An 18709-nucleotide genomic window follows, 5' to 3' on the forward strand; every position below is an offset into this window, starting at 1 on the left:
AAGGTGAACCCATAGCCCATCCGGATTCAAGCGGGGCTTTGGTGAACGCACGCACGAAAACGCCCGGAAAACGCGAATGGTTCTCCGGGCGCAACGGATTGTTCGAAATGAGGATTAGTCGATCGGGGACCAGCGTTTTTCGGGCGGAGCGGCCGCGGGCTTGGGGCCGCGGAACTCGTTCCGGGGAGCCCCGGCCTTCTGGCCTTGGCCCTGACCCCGGCCTTGACCCTGGCGCTGCGGGCCCTTGCCCTGGGCCGATTGTCCGCCAGCGGAGCGTCCACCGCCGCCGCCATTGGAGCCATTGCGACCCCGGGGACGCTGACGACGCAGTTCCGACGGCACGTCGTTGCGCGGATCGGCCTTGCGCGGATCGACGTACTTCTCGGCCGGAGCCAGCTTGTCGGCGACGGCCGCGGCGGCGGCCAGCTGCTTGTCGTTGCGGCGGTCGAAGGACGGGATCGTCTGGCGGGTGGCCTTCTGGATGTCCTTCAGCAGGTTGCGTTCGTCATCGGCGCAGAAGCTGATGGCGATGCCGTCCTTGCCCTTGCGGGCGGTGCGGCCGATCCGGTGGACATAGGCCTCCGGCACGTTGGGCAGTTCGTAGTTGATCACGTGGCTGACGTCGTTGACGTCGATGCCGCGCGCGGCGATGTCGGTGGCGACCATGGCCCGCATCTCGCCGGCCTTGAAGGCGGCCAGGGCGCGCTCGCGCTGGCCCTGGGTCTTGTCGCCGTGGATCGAGGCGGCCTCGATGCCCGCCGCGTTCAGATACTTGGCCACCCGGTCGGCGCCGCGCTTGGTGCGGGTGAAGACGATGGTGCGATCAACGCCCGGTTCGGACAGGATCTCGGCCAGCAGGGGGCGCTTGCGTTGCGCCTCGATGAACAGGACGCGCTGGTCGATGCGCTCGACGGTGGTCGCTTGCGGCGCCACCGAGACCTGCACAGGATCCTTCAGCAGTTCGGCGGCCAGCTTGCCGATCTCGGTCGGCATGGTGGCCGAGAAGAACAGGTTCTGGCGGTTCTTGGACATCTGGGCGGCGATCTTGCGGATCGGCACCACGAAGCCCAGGTCCAGCATCTGGTCGGCCTCGTCGAGCACGAAGATCTCGACGCCCGAGACGCTGGCCGACTTCTCGGCCATGTGGTCCATCAGGCGGCCGGGGGTGGCGACCAGCACGTCGATGCCGCCGGCCAGGGCCTTCATCTGCGGGCCGTACTTCACGCCGCCGTAGATGGTGTGGACCGAAAGGCCCATGTGGACGGCGTAGGCCTTGAAGTTCTCGGCGATCTGGGTGGCCAGTTCGCGGGTCGGCGACAGCACCAGGCAACGGAAGCCGCGGCGCGGGGCCGGCATGCGGTTCTCGGCCAGGCGCTGCAGGATCGGCAGGGCGAAGGCGGCGGTCTTGCCGGTGCCGGTCTGGGCGATGCCCAGCAGGTCCTTGCCTTGCAGCACGACCGGGATGGCCTGGGCCTGGATCGGCGTCGGCTCCTTGTAGCCCTTCTCGGCAAGGGCCTTCAGCAGCGGCTTGGCCAGGCCAAGGTCGGAAAATTGAGTCACGTGTGTTTTGTCTTTCGTGCGCCGAAAGACAGCCCATGCGTCCTCGCACGGCTGGCCCCTCGGCTGGTCGTCGGAGGAGCGCCCCGCGTGCACGGGCGATCTAATGAGAATCTCTTCAGGGCGCTCGACAGGCTGGTCCGGAAACGGACCGTCACGCGGCTGGAGCACCGATAGCGCCAATGGAGCGCGAAGCGGATATCGCTTGTTGCAGTGCAAAAGTCAAGGAAGGCGAGGCTCGGGGCCCTTGCCAGCGTCGGAACGCCGCGCCAAACCCGGCTCATGACCAAGCCGATCGTCCTTGTCGCCGCCGCCGCCCTGATCGATGTCGACGGGCGCGTGCTGATCTGCCAGCGGCCTCAGGGCAAGCAGCTGGCCGGCCTGTGGGAATTCCCGGGCGGCAAGGTCGAGCCGGGCGAGACGCCCGAGGAATGCCTGATCCGCGAGCTGGACGAGGAGCTGGGCATCAAGGTCGCCCAGGCCTGCCTCGCGCCGTTCGTGTTCGCGTCCCACGGTTACGAATCTTTTCACCTGCTGATGCCACTTTATCTGCTGCGCCGCTGGGAAGGCCAGGTGACGCGCAGGGAGCATGAGGGCCTGGCATGGGTGAAACCGGACAAGCTTGCGGACTATCCGATGCCGCCCGCGGACGAGCCTCTGGTGGCCTGGCTGCGCGACGTGCTCTGAAGCGTTTCTGGACCGACGAGTCCGGCGCGACCGCGATCGAATACGCCCTGCTGGTCGGACTGCTGGCCCTTGCCCTCGTCGGCGTGCTGACGGGTCTGAGCGGGGCTCTCAACGGGGCCTTCGACAAGGCCAAGGCCGCCCTCGGCGCCTGATCAGGGCCTGGGCTTCTCGCCGGTCGGCTGCTCCTGGACCCCCAGGGCGTCGGCCAGGCGCATCTTGGCCGAGCCCGGCCGCAGCGGCTTCTGCTGGCTGTCGTGCGGCGCCCACCCCGTCACCGCGACGATCTCGAACGTCGCCGGCACGCGGCCGTCGGCCTCCGCGAACCTCTCGACATAGAGCTCCATCGCCCGGAACAGCACCTTGCGGCCCAGCGGCTTGCGCGAGCGGTCCAGCAGCACGCTGGTCTCGCCCATGGCCCGCAGATCCCGCAGCAGCTTGATCGGGTGGGGGTAGCGGACCTTCACGCGATCGACGTCGGCGACGGGCAAGGCGAAGCCGGCCCGTTGCAACAGGCCCGCCGCGTCGATGGCGTCGGCGAACGGCGAGACCCGCATCGACGCGCCGTCCGATATCTCGGCCTCGGCGGCCAGCAGGCACTGGCGCAGCTCGGTCAAGGTGGCGCCGCCGAACATCGCGCCCAGGAACAGGCCGTCGGGGCGCAGGGCGCGGCGGATCTGGATCAGCGCGCCGACCAGATCATTGGTCCAGTGCAGCGACAGGGTCGAGACCACCAGGTCGAGCGTCGCGTCGCCGAACGGCAGGCGCTCCTCGTCGGCGGCGACGCGAAGGGTCTGGCGACCGTCCAGCATCCGCGTCGAGAGGTCGGTCTCGATCAGCGTATCGATGTTGGCGCGGGCGTCGCTGTCGCTCAAGGCCTTGAAAAAATGGCCGTTTCTCGCGCCGAGGTCGACGGCGACCGGAAAGCGTCGCAGGATCGTCTCCAGCCGCATGACCACGTCCTGGGCCACGCGGGCCTTGAGAAAGTCGGCGGAGGCGTAGCCCGGCGCGGCGCGGTCGAGGCGGGCGCGATGCAGGGCGCGGTCGAAGAGCAGGGGGGAGGCGGTCATTGCGCGCGGAACATGGCGACTCCGAACCGTTCTGGAAAGCCGGACCTCTCATGTTCGGACTCGGACGCTCGGTGCTCGACCTGCTGCTGCCGCCCTCCAGCCTGGACGGCGAGGCGGCGCTCAGCGGCGGGCTGACCGCCAGCGCCTTTTCGAAACTCACCTTTCTGGACGATCCGGTCTGCGACGGCTGCGGCCTGGCCATGGCCTATGCGGAGGCGGCGCTGGAGCGCTGCCCCGCCTGCCAGGCCAGGCCCAAGGCGTTCCAGCGCTGCCGCGCGGCCTGCGTCTATGACGAGCACTCGCGCGAGCTGATCCTGAAGCTGAAGCACGCCGACCGCACGGACCTGGCCGGCCTGTTCGCCCGCTGGCTGTCGCGCGCCTCGGTGGATCTGCTGGATGAGGCCGAGGCCATCGTGCCGACGCCCGTCCACCGGTCCCGCCTGCTCAGCCGCCGCTACAACCAGGCCGCCGAGATCGCCCGGCCCTTGGCCCGCATGACCGGGCTGGCCTACCTGCCCGACGTCCTGATCCGAAGGCGCGACACCGACAGCCAGGGCGGCAAGTCGGCCTCGGGCCGGCGGCGCAACGTGGCGGCCGCCTTCGCCGTCCCCGAAGGGAGGCGACACCGGGTTGTCGGCCGGCGGATCGTTCTGATTGATGACGTGTTGACCACAGGCGCCACGGCCGAGGGGTGCGCGCGAGCGCTTCTGGCCGCCGGCGCGGCGTCGGTGACGCTTTCCGTCGTCGCCCGCGTTACAGAAATGCAGGCCCGTCCTATATGAGGACGCACAACACCAGGGTATCGACCGTTCCATGGCTCACGTCACCATCTACACCCGCCCGTTCTGCGGCTACTGCGCCCGCGCCCTCGCCCTGCTGACCGACAAGGGCGCCGACTTCACCGAGGTCGAGGCCGGCATGGATCCCAAGCTGCGCCAGGAGATGATGGACCGTTCGGGCCGCACCACCTTCCCGCAGATCTTCGTCGGCGAGCGGCACATCGGCGGCTGCGACGACATGATGGCCCTCGAGCGCGAGGGCAAGCTGGACGCTCTTCTCGCCGCATGAGCCCGTCCGCGCCCTTGCGAGTCGGATTGATCCAGACCCGGACGCCCGCGACGCACGCGGCGGCGCTGGCCCATGTCGCGCCGCTGGTGCGCGAGGCGATCGGGCAAGGCGCCCGGTTCGTACTGACGCCGGAATGCGCCAATGTCCTGCAGAAGGACCGGAGCAAGCTGCTGCCGACCCTGACGGCGCTGACGGACGACCCGGTGGTCAATGGCCTGCGCGCCATCGCGGCCGAGACCGGGACCTGGATCGACGTCGGCTCGGCCCTGGTGCGGCGCGAGGACGGAAAGGCGGCCAATCGTCAGGTCGTCATCGATCCGACCGGCGCGATCGTCGCCACCTACGACAAGCTGCACATGTTCGACGTGGATCTTCCGACCGGTGAAACGGCGCGGGAGTCGGCGACCTATATGCCGGGCGACAAGGCCGTGGTGGTCGAGACGCCGTTCGCCACGTTCGGTCTGACCATCTGCTATGACATGCGCTTTCCGGCCCTGCATCGCGCCCTGGCCCTGGCCGGAGCGACGGTGATCACCGCGCCGGCCGCCTTCACCCGTCCGACGGGCGAGGCGCACTGGGACGTGCTGCTGCGGGCCCGCGCCATCGAGACCGGCTCGTTCGTCATCGCCGCGGCGCAGGGCGGCTTCCACGAGGACGGCCGCGGCACCTGGGGCCGCTCGATCGTCGTCGGGCCGTGGGGCGAGGTGATCGCCAAGCTTGACCACGATGAGCCCGGCGTGCTGATAGCCGAGCTCGACCTGCCCGCCGCCCTGTCGGCGCGGGCGGCGATCCCGGTCCTTCAGAACGCCAGGCCTTTCGTCGGCCCCTAAAGCTCGCCATCTATAGCCCATGATCAAGTACGCGCTTCAGTGCGACGCGGCCCATGAGTTCGAAGGCTGGTTCGGCTCGTCGTCGGACTATGACGACCAGGCCGCGCGGGGCCTCGTCGAATGTCCGCTGTGCGGGTCGCGCGGCGTCTCCAAGCAGATCATGGCTCCAGCCGTGGCGGGCACGAAGGCGCAAAGCGCCGCGCCGGCCGTCGATCCGAAGATGCGCGAGATGATGATGACGGCCATGGGCGAGGTCCGCCGCCACGTGGAGGATAATTTCGACTATGTCGGCGACGCCTTCGCCAAGGAGGCGCGCGCCATCCACGAGGGCAAGTCCGAGGAGCGCGGCATCTACGGCGAGGCCTCGCCGACCGAGGTCAAGGCGCTGGTCGAGGACGGCGTGCGCGTGGCCCCGCTGCCGCCGCCCGCGCCGAAGAAGACCGAGGTGAACTGAAGGTCCCTGCCAAGGACCGGCAGGATCAGGGCCGCGATCAGCGACAGCGAGCCCGCCGAGATGTTCAGGCCATAAAGCGCCGCGGCGGCCGCGTAGGCCAGCCACTGACGATCCTGTGTCCGCGCGACATAGGCCGCGACCGCCGGGGCCAGCAGCGCCAGCTCGTAGTTCATGGCGTAGGGCGAGATCAGCAGCGCCCCGCCCAGCAAGGCGATCAGCTGGTCGGGCCAGGCGGCGTCGCGGCGGAAAGCCGTCCACACGCCCCACAGGACGGCGGGCGCCAGCAGATAGGCCCAGGCGCCGTTCAGGCCGAGGGCCGTCAGTTTCGCATAGGGCGTGATGGCGGTGTCGAGCAGGCCCTGGCCGGCGACGATCCCGTGGAAGCGCGGCAGGGCGGCTAACCAGTCGACCCAGGTCCGCGGCCCGAACACGCCCGCCGACAGCGCGCAGATCAGCAGGCCCCAGCCGCCGGTGAACAGGATGGCGCGCCACTGTCCCTGAGCCGCCAGGGCCAAGGGCAGCAGGATCAGGAGCTGGGGCTTCAGCGAGGCGGCGACCGCGAACAGGAGGCCCGCGATCAGCGGCCGCCGCCGGAACGACAGGCCCAACACGACGAGGCCGGCGATCAGCAGGCTGAGCTGGCCGCAGAAGATCGCGAAGGCCACCGACGGCAACAGCAGCCACCACCACGGCGCGCGGATCCTCGCCGCCGCCGTCGCCAGGACCGCGACGCTCAGCGCCATCAAGGTCAGGTAGCTGGCCAGGAACGGCAGCCGCGACAGGGGCGCGAACAACAGCAGGGCCGAGGGCGGGTTGAGGTAGGGGCGAAGAATCCCGCTGGCCGGATCGAAGCCCTGGCGCAGGGTCAGATACTGGAAATCGTAGAGCCGGCCGGGATCGACGAGCGCCACGCGGCCGCCGCTCCAGAAGCACAGGAAATCCAGGCCGACGGGCTGGATCGTCACGTCGCGCGCCACCAGCACGCCCAGCACGGCGAATGTGGCCAGCAGCGCCGCCAGCGGCGGTTGGCGATGGTCCTTCCGGCCAACGGACATATCACCCTCGGGGTTGCGACAGGTGTCCCCAAGGTTGCGAAAACTGTTAAAAGGCGTCTTAAAAATTGATCTGTCGGAGAAATGAATCCCTGGGTGGATTTATTGCTCGCCATAGGCTCCAAACACGAAGGGCGCCGGACCGGAGTCCGACGCCCTTTTGTCTGTCAGCGCTGGCGCTTAGCGGTTGCGATAATAGCGGTACTCGTAGTGGCACTTCTTCTTGCCCTTGCCGATCTCGTGACCGGCGACGGCGCCGACACCGGCGCCCAGCAGCGTGCCTTCGGTCTTGTTGCCGCGGCCGGCGACGGTGTTGCCGAGCAGGGCGCCCGACAGGCCGCCGATGATGGCGCCGTTCTTGGCCTTGGACTTGTTGCAGACCAGGACGCGCTCACGGCGTTGCTGGGCTTCGGCGGCGGTGATGGCCACGCTGCTGACGGTGAAACCGACGACGGTGGCCAGGACGATGGTCTTCAGGCGGGCGCGCATGGCGGGCTCTCCGATTAATTGTTCTTGTAGATCCCTCGGCTCGTAAACGCCCAAGCCGACGGTCGGTTGCCGGAAAGTCGGGCAGCCGACCGTCAGGTCAGGTCTTAAACGTGGTCGAAAGACTAGCCTTCGACGCGATAGTGGCCGTTGGCGTCGGGGCAGACGCGGATGTAGCGGGTCTCGACGCGGCCGTTGTACTCGGTCGGGGCCGGGGCCAGGCGGCAGCGTTCGCCGGAGCTGGCGTAGCGGCCGTCGCTGTAGCGGTAGGGCTGGGTCTGCTCGTAGCTGTAGTAAGCGCCGCGCGTGTCGCACTTGGCCGAGGCGTTGCCCACGGCCGCGCCGACGCCGGCCCCGACCAGGGCGCCCAGCACGGTGCCTTCCGGACGGGCGTTGCGGGCGGCGACGTTCGAGCCCAGCGCCGCGCCAGCCAGGGCGCCGATCACGCCGCCGACGGTGGCGTTCCTCTTGGCGTCCTGCCGGCAGTCGTTCGCGGCGGAGACGTTGGCGTTGGTGTCGATGCTGTAGGCGCCCGCATAGGGCGCGGCGAAGCGCGAACCCTCGCCCGGGTGGCGACGGTCATAGGCGCCATTGCCGTAGCGGCGGTCATAGGCGTCGCGGGCCGAGGTGTAGCGATCGCGATCACGCTCCCACTGCTGGCGGCCTGGATCGTAGTTGGAGCCCGAGGCGTAGCTCACGCCGCTGGTGCGGAAGCGGTCGGCGTCGCGCGGATGGCGGCGGTCATAGGCGCCATCGCCGTTGCGGCGATCATAGTTGTAACGGGCGCGCTCATAGTTGGCGCGGGCCCGTTCGAAATTGGCCTGCTCGGAGTAGTAGGCGGCGCTCTCACGATACTGGGCCGTGCTGTAGCGCGTGGCGTAGGTGGGATAGCGACGATCATAGGCGCCGCGGCCGTAGCGACGGTCATAGTCCTCGCGGGCCTGGACGTAGTTGGCGCGGTCGCGCTCATAAGCGTCCTGGCGCTCCTGATACTCGGCGACCTTGTCATAGTAGTTGGAGCGCTGAGCGTCGTAGTTCTGAAGGCTGCGCTGGTACGCGGAATCCTGGGCGAAGGCGGGGGCGACCGCGCCGCACGCCATGGTGGCGGCCAGCACGGCGGCCAAAGTCTTGGAAGTCATGAGAAGTCTCCGTTCCCTCTAGAACGGATCGACGGCCGACCCCCCGAAAGTTGGGTCGCCAATCCGAGTTCAAGTCCCTGCGGAGACGAAAGCCTTGGCTGGCGGCGAAGTTCCGTCGATCAGTCGGTGAGCCATTCCTGGCGGAAGGCTTGGCCGTCCCAGAGAATGACGCTTTGGCTGGCTTCGCTGGCGCCCAACAGCAGGTCTCCACGGGTCACCTGGACGGACGTGCGAGGGCAGGGGGCGCTCTTGGCGCCGACGCCCTTGCCACAAGCCGTGGCGACCGAGCCGCCCTTCTTGGCCGGGATCATGAAGTCGGGCGGGTTCAGGCCCAGGCTCAGCCGCACCGAAGCGCCCGGAGCCGCGCCGCGTGCGATCCGCAGGACATAGACGTCGCGGCCTTCGCGGACGATCGTGGCGGTGTCGACCTTGCCGTCGTGGTCGAAATCCCCGGAGATCGGACCCGGCAAGCCAGTGGGGAGAAGGTTGGTCGCCAGCAGCAGGGCCAGGAGCGTAATCATCGAAACACCTCACGCGCGCATCGTGAGGTGACCGTGACTCAATCTCTGGTGACGGTCATCATGTAATTGATGTCGACATCGGCCGACCGACTCCACCGTCCCGTCAGCGGATTGTAGGCCACGCCGAACGGGCCCTGCATCTCGACCGGCTCGCCGGCCAGGAAGGCGCGCAGCTCCTCGGGCTTGAGGAACTGCTTCCAGTCGTGGGTGCCCGGCGGCACCCAGCGCAGCACGTATTCGGCGCCGATCTTGGCCAGGGCCAGGGCCTTCAGCGTGCGGTTCAGGGTGGCGACGATCATCAGGCCGCCGGGCTTGAGCAGCTTGGCGCAGGTGCGCAGGAACTCGCCCGGATCGGCGACGTGCTCGATCACCTCCATGGTCAGGACGACGTCGAACGGACCCGCGCCCTCGGCCAGCAGCTGTTCGGCGGTGGCGGGACGGTAGCCGATCGCCAGGCCCTGCTCGGCCGCGTGGGTGGCGGCGGTCTTGATGTTCTTCTCGGAGGCGTCGATGGCGGTGACGGAAAAGCCCAGCCGGGCCATGGGCTCGGACAGCAGACCGCCGCCGCAGCCGATGTCGAGCAGGGAGAGGCCCTCGAACGGCTGGCGCTGCGTTCCGTCGCGGTCAAACCGGGCCAGGGCCTGGTCGCGGATGAAGGCCAGGCGGCAGGGGTTGAACACGTGCAGCGGCGCGAACTTGCCCTTGGGGTCCCACCACTCGGCGGCGATGGCCGAGAACCGCGCCACGTCGGCGGGGTCGATGCTCCAGGAAGGCGCGCCGGAGGGCGAGGGCGAGGTGGTGTCCGTCATGAAGCCAATCTAGAGCGGCCCATGCGTCCGGGCTAGGGTCCGGTCGAGCGCCTGGAGTCAAAGCCGATGAAGTCCTTGATCGCCGCCGCCTTGCTGACCGTGGTCGCCGGCCAGGTTTCGGCCCAGGAGCCGTCCCTCAGGACCGTCGAGACCCGCCGCCTGGACGCGCCCGAGGCCAACCAGGGGGTGGCGGCCGACAAGGCCCACCTCTACGCCGTCGATAACGGCAGGATCGCCCGCTACGACAAGGCCACGGGCGTCAAGCAGGCCGAGTGGACGGGCGACCCGGTGCGTTTCAAGCACCTGAACGCCTGCCTGATCGTCGGCAAGGACCTTGTCTGCGCGGGATCGAACTATCCCAGCGTGCCGCAGAACAGCGCGGTCGAGCTGTTCGATCCCGTCAAGATGACCCACACGCGGACCATTCCGCTGGGGCCGGGAATCGGCTCCCTGACCTGGGTCGACCGCCGCGACGGGTTCTGGTGGGCGATGTTCGCCAACTACGACGCCAAGGGCGGCGAGCCGGGGCGCGACCATCGCTGGACCACCCTGGTGAAGTTCGACGACCAGTGGCGGCGCGTCGGGGCCTGGGCCCTGCCGGCGGCGGTGCTGGAGCGCATGGCGCCGTACAGCTGCTCGGGCGGCGGCTTCGGCGACGACGGCCTGCTCTATGTCACCGGCCACGACCGGCCCGAACTCTACGCCCTGGCCATTCCCACCGAGGGCGGGGCGACCCTGGATCTGGTCGCGACCCTGGCGATTCCGTTCGAGGGCCAGGCCATCGCCTGGGATCGCGGCGGCGATCCCCACGCGAAGCGCACGCTGTGGGGCGTCAACCGCGCCACCCGCCAGGTGGTGGCGGTCCAGGTTCCGCCGGTTCCGGACGTTTCGGGCCCAAAATAGCCGTCAGAGCATTGCGGCGCCGCATCAAGGTCGCTAGAAGGCGGCGGCTTGCGCGAGCGGGGGCCTCGCGCCGCGTTCCGCGCAAGAATTGACCGGTTTTCGAGGTGACAGGCACGTGTCTCGGTTGGTGATGAAGTTCGGCGGCACGTCGGTGGCCGACCTGGAGCGCATCCGTCGGGTGGCGCGCCTGGTCGCGGCCGAGGTGGCGACGGGCAAGCAGGTGGCGGTGGTCGTCTCGGCCATGTCGGGCAAGACCAACGAACTGGTCGCCTGGACCGACGGCGCGGGCCGCGCCGCGCAAGGGCTTCCGGAGTCGGACGACGAATACGACGCCATCGTCGCCTCGGGCGAGCAGGTGACCGCCGGCCTGCTGGCCATGACCCTGCGCAACATGGGCCACAAGGCCCGCTCGTTCCTGGGCTGGCAGGTGCCGATCATCACCGACGAGGCCCACGGCCGCGCCCGCATCGAGGACATCCCGCCCGCCAATCTGGAAGCCTGCTTCGCCAGCGGCGAGATCGCCGTGATCGCCGGCTTCCAGGGCGTGACCCCGAACCAGCGCATCACCACCCTGGGCCGGGGCGGCTCGGACACCTCCGCCGTGGCCATCGCCGCCGCCGTGAAGGGCGCCTGCGACATCTACACGGACGTCGACGGCGTCTACACGACCGACCCGCGGATCGAGAGCAAGGCCAGACGCCTGGCCAAGATCAGCTACGAAGAGATGCTTGAAATGGCCTCGCTGGGGGCCAAGGTGCTGCAGACCCGTTCGGTCGAGATGGCCATGGCCCATCGCGTCCCGGTGCGGGTGCTGTCGAGTTTCGTCGAACCCGGGGAAGCTCCCGGCCAAGGTACGATCGTCTGCGACGAGGAAGAAATCATGGAAAAGCGCATCGTCTCGGGCGTCGCCTACAGCCGCGACGAAGCCAAGATCACCCTGCTGGGCCTGCCCGATCACCCGGGCGTGTCCTCGCAGATCTTCGGCCGCCTCGCCGACGCCAATGTGAACGTCGACATGATCGTGCAGTCGCGCGCCCGCAGCGCCGCGACCGCCAACATGGAGTTCACGGTCGGCAAGCGTGACGCCGCCCGCGCCGTCGAGATCGTCCGCACCGCCCAGAAGGAGATCGGCTTCGAGGATGTCGCCGTCGACGAGGACGTCGCCAAGGTGTCGGTGATCGGGGTGGGCATGCGCAGCCACGCGGGCGTCGCTCAGTCGATGTTCAAGGCCCTGGCCGAGAAGAACATCAACATCCAGGTCATCTCGACCTCGGAGATCAAGATCTCGGTCCTGATCGACGCGGCCTACACCGAACTGGCCGTGCGCGCCCTGCACGCGGTGTATGGGCTGGATCAGCTGTAGGGCTGAGCAGCCCCCTCAGTCGGCTTCGCCGACAGCTCCCCCATGAAGGGGGAGCACGCCTAGGTTCTCCTCCCCCTTCATGGGGGAGGTGGCCGCGAAGCGGTCGGAGGGGGCTTCACCGCCATCTTCCTTCTACAAAACGTCGCGTTCGGACGTTATGAGGGCGCCAGCCCACGGAGCCCCCATGTCCGACGTCTTCAAGTTCGATCCCGACGCCAAGACCGTCACCTTCCACGGCGACGCCGGTCTGGACCTGCTCTACGACCTGCTGCTGCGCGCCAAGTTCGGCGACGGCTACGAGAAGCCGCTGCTGATCAGCCCGTGGCTGGCGGCGCTGCTGAACCAGCTGGACCAGGCCCTGCCGGACGACGGCCAGTGGTTCCCGGAAAAGCCCGGCCAGCCGATCTTCGACACCGACGACCTGCTGGCCATGGGCGACGCGGTCATCGAGGAAGGCCATACGGTCGGCTGGTGGACCATGACCAAGGCGGAAAAGCGCGCCTATCTGCGCAACGTCGTCGCCGCCCCGCACCCGCTGACCGATCTCGAGGTCGAGTTCATCGAGACCGACATCGACGCGGCGCTGGAGCAGGCCCGCAAGCTGGTGGCCGACGCCGATGAGCCGCTGGCCCTGCCGGGGCACGGCTAGCCCGAACTCCCACCTCCGTTTTCCCCGGCGAAAGCCGGGGCCCAGATGGAAGAGCGCAGGGGCGGGGTCTCGTCGCGCTGCGCGCCGCCAGTCAGCCCAAACGCCCCGAGATCCGGGTCCCGGCTTTCGCCGGGAAGATCGGAATGGGGTAGGGTGCGCGTCATGGGCCACCACCTCTCAGCCCCCGCCGAACTGTCGTTCCGCCGCTATGGCGAGGACGCGCCGCCGCATGTCCACGCCTTCGACCAGATCGTGCTGCCGCGCCGCGGCGTGCTGGAGATGGAAATCGACGGCCAGGGCGGCCGGGTCGATCCGGGCCGCGCGGCGGTGGTCCCGCCCGGCGCGCGCCACGCCTTCGCCGCCTCGGGCGAAAACCTGTTCGTGGTCGCCGATATCGGCGGGACGCTGATGAAACCGTTCGAACGCCTGCGCGAGCGGCCGTTCGCCCCGGTCACCGGCGCGGTGCGCGGCCTTCTCGAGTACCTGGCCGGCGAGGCGCCCGGCGCGATCGAAACCGGCGTCGCCAGCCTGTGGACGCCGCTGCTGCTGCGCGGCCTTTCGGTGGCCCCGATTGATATCGACCCGCGCCTGGCGCGAGCGGTCGCGATGATCGAGGCCCGCTACGATCAGCCGCTGACCGTCCGCGACCTCGCCGCCGAGGCCGGCATGAGCCAGAGCCGGTTCTTCGCGCGGTTCGCCGACGCCTACGGGACGACGCCGCACGGCGCGCTGTCCGACACGCGCCTGCGCGCGGCCCAGCGCCTGCTGTCGGATACCCGTCTGTCGATCGCCGAGATCGCCGCGCGCACGGGGCACGGCGATCAGAGCGGTCTCACCAAGCGCATGAAGGCGGCGCTGGGCGTCACCCCCGGCGCCTGGCGAAAGCGGCGCTAGCCTTACATCGTCGGATCGAAGTTGACGGTGACCGTGTTGCTGGTCGCCGTCTGGCTGGCGGAGTCGGTCACCACGCAGACCCAGCGCGAGAACTTCGGCGGACCGCCCCACGGGCCATCCCAGTAGAAGGTGGTGGATTCGCCGGCTGGGTCGTTGGGATAGACATAGCCGGTGCCGCCGATGTGCACCCACTCGTAGCTGTAGGGCGGTGTCCCGCCGCTGACGGTGACGTAGGTGGGGTCGGTGGGCGGCCAGCCGGCGCCTTCGAGGGAAGACGGCGAGGCGCTGGCGGTCATGGTTCGGGCTTGGGCGGACGTGGCCACCAGCAGCGCGCCGAGACCAGCGGCGCCGAACATCAATTCGCGACGGGACTTCATTCAACCCTCCTGGTGTTACCTAAGGTTGGATGAATTCATTACTCTACTTAAGAGTCAACCTATGTTGGAGGCCGCTAACCCTCCGGGAGCTTTCGCCAAGCCACCCGTCGCCACGCCCCGCGCCTCGCTGTCCGACACGCGCCTGCGCGCGGCCCAGCGCCTGCTGTCGGACACCCGCCTGTCGATCGCCGAGATCGCCGCGCGCACGGGGCACGGCGATCAGAGCGGTCTCACCAGGCGCATGAAGGCGGCGCTGGGCGTCACCCCCGGCGCCTGGCGGAAGGGGCGTCCTTAGGCGCCGCCGTAGGCGACGTGGACGCTGTTGGTGCTGACCGTGTCGTTAGCGCTGTCGGTCACCTGGCACACCCAGGCCGAGAGACGCGGCGGTCCGCTCGAGGGGCCGACCCATCCGAACTCGACCACCGGACTGTTGGGGTCCGACACCTCGATATTGGTCGAGCCCGAGATGCGGGTCCACTGGTAGCTGTAGGGGCCGACGCCGCCGCTGACGCTAACGGTCACGTAGCCTTCGCCGACACCGATAGCCGACGGCGAGGCGCTGGCCGAGAGCGTCCGCGCGTGGGCGGCGGTCGCCACCAGCAGGGCGCCGACGCCAACCCCGGCGGCTCCGAACATCAGTTCACGACGAGATTTCATGAAAGCCTCCTGTGTTTACCCAGGGTTGGATTTCGTCACCACTCTACCAAAGAGTCAACCTCTGGGAGAATTCGCCAAACCTCCGGGAGATTTCGCCAAGCCGGCCGCGCGGCGACCTGTTAACTCCGCCCCATGAGCACCTCCCGCAACCTCCTTCTGGGCCTGCTGTTCGGCCTGATCGCCGGCGCGTTCTGGGGCGGGGTGTTCCTGGCGCCGAAGCTGCTGGCCGCCTTCACGCCGCTGCAGATGACGGCCGGGCGCTACATCGCCTACGGCCTGGCGTCGGCCGTGCTGCTGGCCCCGGGCTGGAAGACGGTGATGGGCAAGATGACCGGCAAGGACTGGCGGGACCTGGCCGCGCTGAGCCTGCTGGGCAATCTCATCTACTATGTCGGCCTGTCGGTCTCGGTGCAGAGTTCGGGCGTGGCCCTGGCCTCGCTGATCATCGGCCTGCTGCCGGTGACCGTCACCCTGGTTGGGGCGAAGCCAGGGGAGGGCGTGGCGCTCCGCCATCTGGCCGCGCCGCTGGCGCTGGTCGTGGCCGGCGGGGTCTGCATCAACGTCTCGGTGTTCACCGACAGCCACGGCGTCGGGATCGGCAAGCAGGTGGTGGGCGTGCTGGGCGCGACCCTGGCCCTGGCGATGTGGACCGCCTACGCCGTCTGGAACGCCCGCCGCCTGGCCGCGACGCCGAAGTTCACCAGCCACGAGTGGTCGCTGCTGACGGGCCTGGCCACCGGCCTCCTGTCGCTGGCGCTGGTGATCCCGGCCTTCGCCCTGGGCGGCGAGGCCCACGCGCCGGCCGCCCATACCCCGGAAGCTTGGGGCTGGTTCTGGACGGTCAGTTTCGCCGTCGCGATCGGGGCCTCGGTGATCGGCAACGGCCTGTGGAACGCGGCCAGCCGCCTGCTGCCGCTCAGCCTGTCGGGCCAGCTGATCGTGTTCGAGACCCTGTTCGCGCTGCTCTACGGCTTCCTGTACGAGGGCCGCTGGCCGCGCGGGCTGGAGACGATGGCGATCGTGCTGATGCTGGCCGGCGTGCTGTGGTCGGTGCGGCTGCACCGGCCGGCCAAGGAAGTGTTGGCTGCGGCCTGAATCTCTTTCTCAACATGAAGCGAACCTGAACAGCGCGGTTCAGATCAGGTTCAAGCGCGGGGTCCTACAACGGACATCAACAGCGCCGCCCAGTCTCCGTTTCGGGAAGGGGGCGACGCTTCTGGAACAGGAGCCCCGCCATGAAGACCATCGGCAAGTTCACCAAGACCATCGTCGCCGTCGCCATCACCGGCGCGCTGGTCGCCCCCGCCTCGGCCGCCTTCGCCGGCGAGAAGACCGATCGCGCCGTGGTCGGCGCTCTGATCGGCGGCATCGCCGGCGCGGCCCTGGGTCACGGCAAGGGCGAGGCGGTCGCCATCGGCGCGGTGGCCGGAGCCGCCCTGGGCGCGACGACCGCCAGGGACAAGTACGACCGTCGCTACAGCCAGTCGTACCGGACCGCCCCCCGCTACAGCGACAACCGCTACGGCGACAACCGCTACAGCGACAATCGCTACGGCCACGACAACCGCTACGCCTACGATCGCGGCGGCTATCGCAACGACCGTTATGACGCCCGCTACGACAACCGTTACGCCTACGGCTATCGCCGTTAAGCGTCCTCCAACGCCGCTCGTGTTCCGATCCCTCCCCGAGCGAGCTCACTGCGCCGCCCTGACAAGGGCGGCGCTTTTCTGCGCGGTCACACCTAATCGCCGTTCGGTTGTCCGCGCCGGCTATCGCGCTGGCGGAATCTGCTGTAGCCCCCATCTGGAAGGCTTGGACCGGCCTTAACCCTTGGCGCTTCAAGCTGGGCTACACCGGTTCCAGCGAGAGGGAGCGCGTAAAGGCGTCATGGCGGCATCCGGCATCGCCGTTCGAGGACCACGCAGCCTGCTGCGGCAGATTCGCGAGGCCATGGCCGGCGGCGGTCCCGCCCAGGCCAAGCTCGACATGGTGGTGCGCACCATCGCCATCTCGATGGTCGCCGAGGTCTGCTCCATCTATCTGCGCCGCGCCACCGGCGATCTCGAACTGTTCGCCACCGAAGGCCTGGCCCGCGAGGCCGTCCACGTCACCCGGCTGAAGCCGGGCGAGGGCCTGGTCGGCGAAACCATGCGCCTGGGCCGGCCGCTGAACCTGTCCGACGCCGCCAGCCATCCGCAGTTCTCGTACCGTCCCGAAACCGGCGAAGATCCGTATCACGCCTTCCTGGCCGTGCCGCTGCTGCGCGGCGGCCGGGCGATCGGCGTGCTGGTCGTCCAGAACCGCACCGAGCGCAACTATGACGAGGAGGAGGTCGAGGACCTCCAGATCATCGCCATGGTGCTGGCCGAGATGGTCAGCTCCAGCGAGCTCCTGGGCGCCGCCGAACTCAAGGACGTCGAGCTGGCGCCGCACAAGCCCGAGCGGCTGAAGGGCTCGCGCTTCGCCGAAGGTCTCGCTTACGGCGTCGCGGTGCTGCACGAGCAGCCGGTCGCGCCCGAGACCTTGCTGTCCGACGACGCCCTGGCCGAGGAAGCCCGGCTCTCCTACGCCATCGAGGCGCTGCAGACCCAGATCGACCAGATGCTGGAGGGCCAGCACGGCCTGGTCGGCGCCAGTTACGAGGTGCTGGAGACCTACCGCCTGTTCGCCCACGACCGGGGCTGGAACCGGTCCCTGAACGAAGCCGTGCGCTCGGGCCTGACCGCCGAGGCCGCCGTCGAACGCGTGCGGTCCGAGCACCGCGCCCGCCTGGGCCAGGCCCGCGACCCCTATCTGCGCGAGCGGCTGCACGACCTGGAAGACCTGAACGACCGGCTGCTGCGCCACCTGTCGGGCGACGTCCACGCCGTGCGCAAGCTGCCCGACGACGCCATCCTGATCGCCCGCAACCTGGGTCCGGCCGACCTGCTGGAATACGACCGCACCAAGCTGAAGGGCATCCTGCTCGAGGAAGGCTCGGCGGCCAGCCACGCCGGCATCGTGGCCCGGGCGCTGGACATCCCGTGCGTGGGCCGCCTGGCCGGCCTGCGCGACCGGCTCAGCGAAGGCGACCCCGTCGTGGTTGACGCCGAGACCGCCGAGGCCTGGCTTCGCCCGCGTCCAGACGTCATCAAGGCGCTGAAGGTGCGGATGGAGGTCCGGGCCCAGCGCAAGGCCGAGTTCGCCCGCCTGCGCGACACCCCGCCGATCACCAAGGACGGCGCCAAGATCACCCTGCTGATGAACGCCGGCCTGGCGGTCGATCTCGACATCCTGGCCGAGACCGGGGCGGAGGGCATCGGCCTGTTCCGCACCGAGTTCCAGTTCATGGTCGCCGAGGAGCTGCCGCGCCTGGAGGCCCAGACGGCGCTCTACGAGAAGGTCCTGGAAGCCGCCGACGGCATGCCGGTGACCTTCCGCACGCTCGACCTGGGCGGCGACAAGCTGCTGCCGTACATGGAGCTGGAGCGCGAGGACAATCCGGCCCTGGGCTGGCGCGCGGTGCGCATGGGCCTGGACCGCCCGGCCCTGCTGCGCATGCAGATCCGCGCCCTGATCAAGGCCGCCGCGGGCCGGCCGCTGAAGGTGATGTTCCCGCTGGTGGCCAATGTCGACGAGTTCCGCGCCGCGCGCTCGTTCGTCGACCAGGAAGTGGCCTGGGCGCTGAAGCGCGGCCGGCCCGCGCCGTCGCGCCTGGACGTCGGGGCGATGATCGAGGCCCCGTCGCTGCTGTGGCATCTGGACGCACTGTTGCCGATGACCGACTTCGTTTCGGTCGGCACCAACGACCTGATGCAGTACCTGTTCGCCGCCGATCGGGGCAATCCGAAGGTCTCGGACCGCTACGATCCCCTGTCGCCGGCCGCCCTGCGCGCCCTGAAGACCATCCAGCAGGCCTGCGCCGACACCGGCACGCCGGTGTCCGTGTGCGGCGAGATGGCGGGCCGTCCGCTGGAGGCCTTCACCCTGGTGGCCCTGGGTTTCGAAGCCCTTTCCATGCCGCCGGCCGGCATCGGGCCGGTCAAGCAGATGGTCCTGTCGTGCGATCGCGAGGCCGCCCGGCGCAATGTCGAGGCCCTGCTGAAGGGCTCCGGCGGATCGCTGCGCGGCGAGATCGAGACCCTGGCGAGAAAGCTCTACGTGGCGGTGTGACGAAAGCTTGGCCGTTAACCAAGCGTCACCGTTTAGTACAT

At 69.1% G+C, this 18709-nt stretch carries 23 protein-coding genes; 14 read left to right on the plus strand and 9 right to left on the minus strand.

What is annotated here, in order from left to right:
- Window positions 1-114: 114 nt before the first annotated feature.
- On the minus strand, window positions 115-1560 hold the full coding sequence (locus AC1RJ9_RS00395) for a DEAD/DEAH box helicase (RefSeq protein WP_492835767.1): 1446 nt from the start codon (window positions 1558-1560) through the stop codon (window positions 115-117).
- Between the two features lie 279 nt (window positions 1561-1839).
- Between AC1RJ9_RS00395 and mutT the strand changes: the two genes are divergently transcribed.
- Window positions 1840-2244, plus strand: coding sequence for an 8-oxo-dGTP diphosphatase MutT (mutT, locus tag AC1RJ9_RS00400; protein WP_492835765.1), 405 nt, complete (start codon window positions 1840-1842; stop codon window positions 2242-2244).
- Window positions 2160-2396, plus strand: a complete 237-nt coding sequence (locus AC1RJ9_RS00405) for a Flp family type IVb pilin (RefSeq protein WP_492835763.1) — start codon at window positions 2160-2162, stop codon at window positions 2394-2396. Before mutT ends, AC1RJ9_RS00405 begins: the two co-directional genes overlap by 85 nt.
- Here the strand turns inward: AC1RJ9_RS00405 and AC1RJ9_RS00410 are convergent, their stop codons facing one another.
- A complete protein-coding gene (locus AC1RJ9_RS00410) occupies window positions 2397-3311 on the minus strand; it encodes a methyltransferase domain-containing protein (protein WP_492835761.1) in 915 nt (304 codons plus the stop codon).
- Between AC1RJ9_RS00410 and AC1RJ9_RS00415 the strand changes: the two genes are divergently transcribed.
- The 4 genes from AC1RJ9_RS00415 to AC1RJ9_RS00430 are packed head-to-tail and all read left to right on the plus strand — an operon-like array spanning window position 3311 to window position 5663.
- Window positions 3311-4093, plus strand: coding sequence for a ComF family protein (locus tag AC1RJ9_RS00415; RefSeq protein WP_492835759.1), 783 nt, complete (start codon window positions 3311-3313; stop codon window positions 4091-4093). The two genes, AC1RJ9_RS00410 and AC1RJ9_RS00415, sit on opposite strands and share 1 nt — an antisense overlap.
- A gap of 31 nt (window positions 4094-4124) precedes the next feature.
- On the plus strand, window positions 4125-4379 hold the full coding sequence (gene grxC, locus AC1RJ9_RS00420; RefSeq protein ID WP_492835757.1) for a glutaredoxin 3: 255 nt from the start codon (window positions 4125-4127) through the stop codon (window positions 4377-4379).
- Window positions 4376-5209 carry a carbon-nitrogen hydrolase family protein gene (locus AC1RJ9_RS00425; RefSeq protein ID WP_492835755.1) on the plus strand — a complete coding sequence of 278 codons (834 nt, stop codon included), beginning with the start codon at window positions 4376-4378 and terminating at the stop codon, window positions 5207-5209. Before grxC ends, AC1RJ9_RS00425 begins: the two co-directional genes overlap by 4 nt.
- A 19-nt stretch (window positions 5210-5228) precedes the next feature.
- Window positions 5229-5663 carry a DUF1178 family protein gene (locus AC1RJ9_RS00430; RefSeq protein WP_492835753.1) on the plus strand — a complete coding sequence of 145 codons (435 nt, stop codon included), beginning with the start codon at window positions 5229-5231 and terminating at the stop codon, window positions 5661-5663.
- On the opposite strand, the gene AC1RJ9_RS00435 is transcribed toward AC1RJ9_RS00430, so the two are convergent.
- From AC1RJ9_RS00435 to ubiG, 5 genes are all read right to left on the minus strand, one after another.
- On the minus strand, window positions 5561-6718 hold the full coding sequence (locus AC1RJ9_RS00435; protein WP_492835751.1) for a glycosyltransferase family 87 protein: 1158 nt from the start codon (window positions 6716-6718) through the stop codon (window positions 5561-5563). The genes AC1RJ9_RS00430 and AC1RJ9_RS00435 overlap by 103 nt on opposite strands.
- Window positions 6719-6895: 177 nt before the next feature.
- Window positions 6896-7204: a glycine zipper 2TM domain-containing protein gene (locus AC1RJ9_RS00440; RefSeq protein ID WP_492835749.1), complete on the minus strand. Its 309-nt coding sequence runs from the start codon at window positions 7202-7204 to the stop codon at window positions 6896-6898.
- Between the two features lie 122 nt (window positions 7205-7326).
- A complete protein-coding gene (locus AC1RJ9_RS00445; RefSeq protein ID WP_492835747.1) occupies window positions 7327-8340 on the minus strand; it encodes a YMGG-like glycine zipper-containing protein in 1014 nt (337 codons plus the stop codon).
- 119 nt (window positions 8341-8459) lie between these two features.
- A complete protein-coding gene (locus AC1RJ9_RS00450; protein WP_492835745.1) occupies window positions 8460-8861 on the minus strand; it encodes a hypothetical protein in 402 nt (133 codons plus the stop codon).
- Window positions 8862-8899: 38 nt separating this feature from the next.
- The gene (gene ubiG, locus AC1RJ9_RS00455) at window positions 8900-9670 is read right to left on the minus strand and encodes a bifunctional 2-polyprenyl-6-hydroxyphenol methylase/3-demethylubiquinol 3-O-methyltransferase UbiG (RefSeq protein ID WP_492835743.1); all 771 of its coding nucleotides are present in this window, start codon (window positions 9668-9670) and stop codon (window positions 8900-8902) included.
- Between the two features lie 66 nt (window positions 9671-9736).
- Between ubiG and AC1RJ9_RS00460 the strand changes: the two genes are divergently transcribed.
- The 4 genes from AC1RJ9_RS00460 to AC1RJ9_RS00475 all read left to right on the plus strand — a co-directional run bounded on the left by AC1RJ9_RS00460 (window position 9737) and on the right by AC1RJ9_RS00475 (window position 13479).
- Window positions 9737-10573: a hypothetical protein gene (locus AC1RJ9_RS00460; RefSeq protein ID WP_492835741.1), complete on the plus strand. Its 837-nt coding sequence runs from the start codon at window positions 9737-9739 to the stop codon at window positions 10571-10573.
- A 115-nt stretch (window positions 10574-10688) separates the two neighbouring features.
- Window positions 10689-11936 carry an aspartate kinase gene (locus AC1RJ9_RS00465; protein ID WP_492835739.1) on the plus strand — a complete coding sequence of 416 codons (1248 nt, stop codon included), beginning with the start codon at window positions 10689-10691 and terminating at the stop codon, window positions 11934-11936.
- 184 nt (window positions 11937-12120) lie between these two features.
- A complete protein-coding gene (locus AC1RJ9_RS00470) occupies window positions 12121-12585 on the plus strand; it encodes a hypothetical protein (RefSeq protein ID WP_492835737.1) in 465 nt (154 codons plus the stop codon).
- A 162-nt stretch (window positions 12586-12747) separates the two neighbouring features.
- Window positions 12748-13479 carry a helix-turn-helix domain-containing protein gene (locus AC1RJ9_RS00475; RefSeq protein WP_492835735.1) on the plus strand — a complete coding sequence of 244 codons (732 nt, stop codon included), beginning with the start codon at window positions 12748-12750 and terminating at the stop codon, window positions 13477-13479.
- A gap of 2 nt (window positions 13480-13481) precedes the next feature.
- Here the strand turns inward: AC1RJ9_RS00475 and AC1RJ9_RS00480 are convergent, their stop codons facing one another.
- On the minus strand, window positions 13482-13856 hold the full coding sequence (locus tag AC1RJ9_RS00480; protein ID WP_492835733.1) for a hypothetical protein: 375 nt from the start codon (window positions 13854-13856) through the stop codon (window positions 13482-13484).
- A gap of 61 nt (window positions 13857-13917) precedes the next feature.
- On the opposite strand from AC1RJ9_RS00480, the gene AC1RJ9_RS00485 reads away from it, so the two are divergent.
- Complete coding sequence (locus tag AC1RJ9_RS00485; RefSeq protein WP_492835731.1) at window positions 13918-14151, plus strand: helix-turn-helix domain-containing protein; 234 nt, start codon at window positions 13918-13920, stop codon at window positions 14149-14151.
- Here AC1RJ9_RS00485 and AC1RJ9_RS00490 read toward each other — a convergent pair.
- Entirely contained in the window at window positions 14148-14513 is a 366-nt protein-coding gene (locus tag AC1RJ9_RS00490; protein ID WP_492835729.1) for a SprB repeat-containing protein, read from the minus strand. The genes AC1RJ9_RS00485 and AC1RJ9_RS00490 overlap by 4 nt on opposite strands.
- A gap of 132 nt (window positions 14514-14645) precedes the next feature.
- On the opposite strand from AC1RJ9_RS00490, the gene AC1RJ9_RS00495 reads away from it, so the two are divergent.
- The 3 genes from AC1RJ9_RS00495 (at window position 14646) to ptsP (ending at window position 18668) form a co-directional block, all read left to right on the plus strand.
- The gene (locus AC1RJ9_RS00495) at window positions 14646-15608 is read left to right on the plus strand and encodes a DMT family transporter (protein ID WP_492835727.1); all 963 of its coding nucleotides are present in this window, start codon (window positions 14646-14648) and stop codon (window positions 15606-15608) included.
- Window positions 15609-15748: 140 nt separating this feature from the next.
- On the plus strand, window positions 15749-16165 hold the full coding sequence (locus tag AC1RJ9_RS00500) for a hypothetical protein (protein ID WP_492835725.1): 417 nt from the start codon (window positions 15749-15751) through the stop codon (window positions 16163-16165).
- 238 nt (window positions 16166-16403) lie between these two features.
- Window positions 16404-18668 carry a phosphoenolpyruvate--protein phosphotransferase gene (gene ptsP / locus AC1RJ9_RS00505; RefSeq protein WP_492835723.1) on the plus strand — a complete coding sequence of 755 codons (2265 nt, stop codon included), beginning with the start codon at window positions 16404-16406 and terminating at the stop codon, window positions 18666-18668.
- Window positions 18669-18709 lie beyond the last annotated feature (41 nt).

It is taken from the genome of Caulobacter sp. GW822-FHT07D08 (assembly GCF_058798735.1).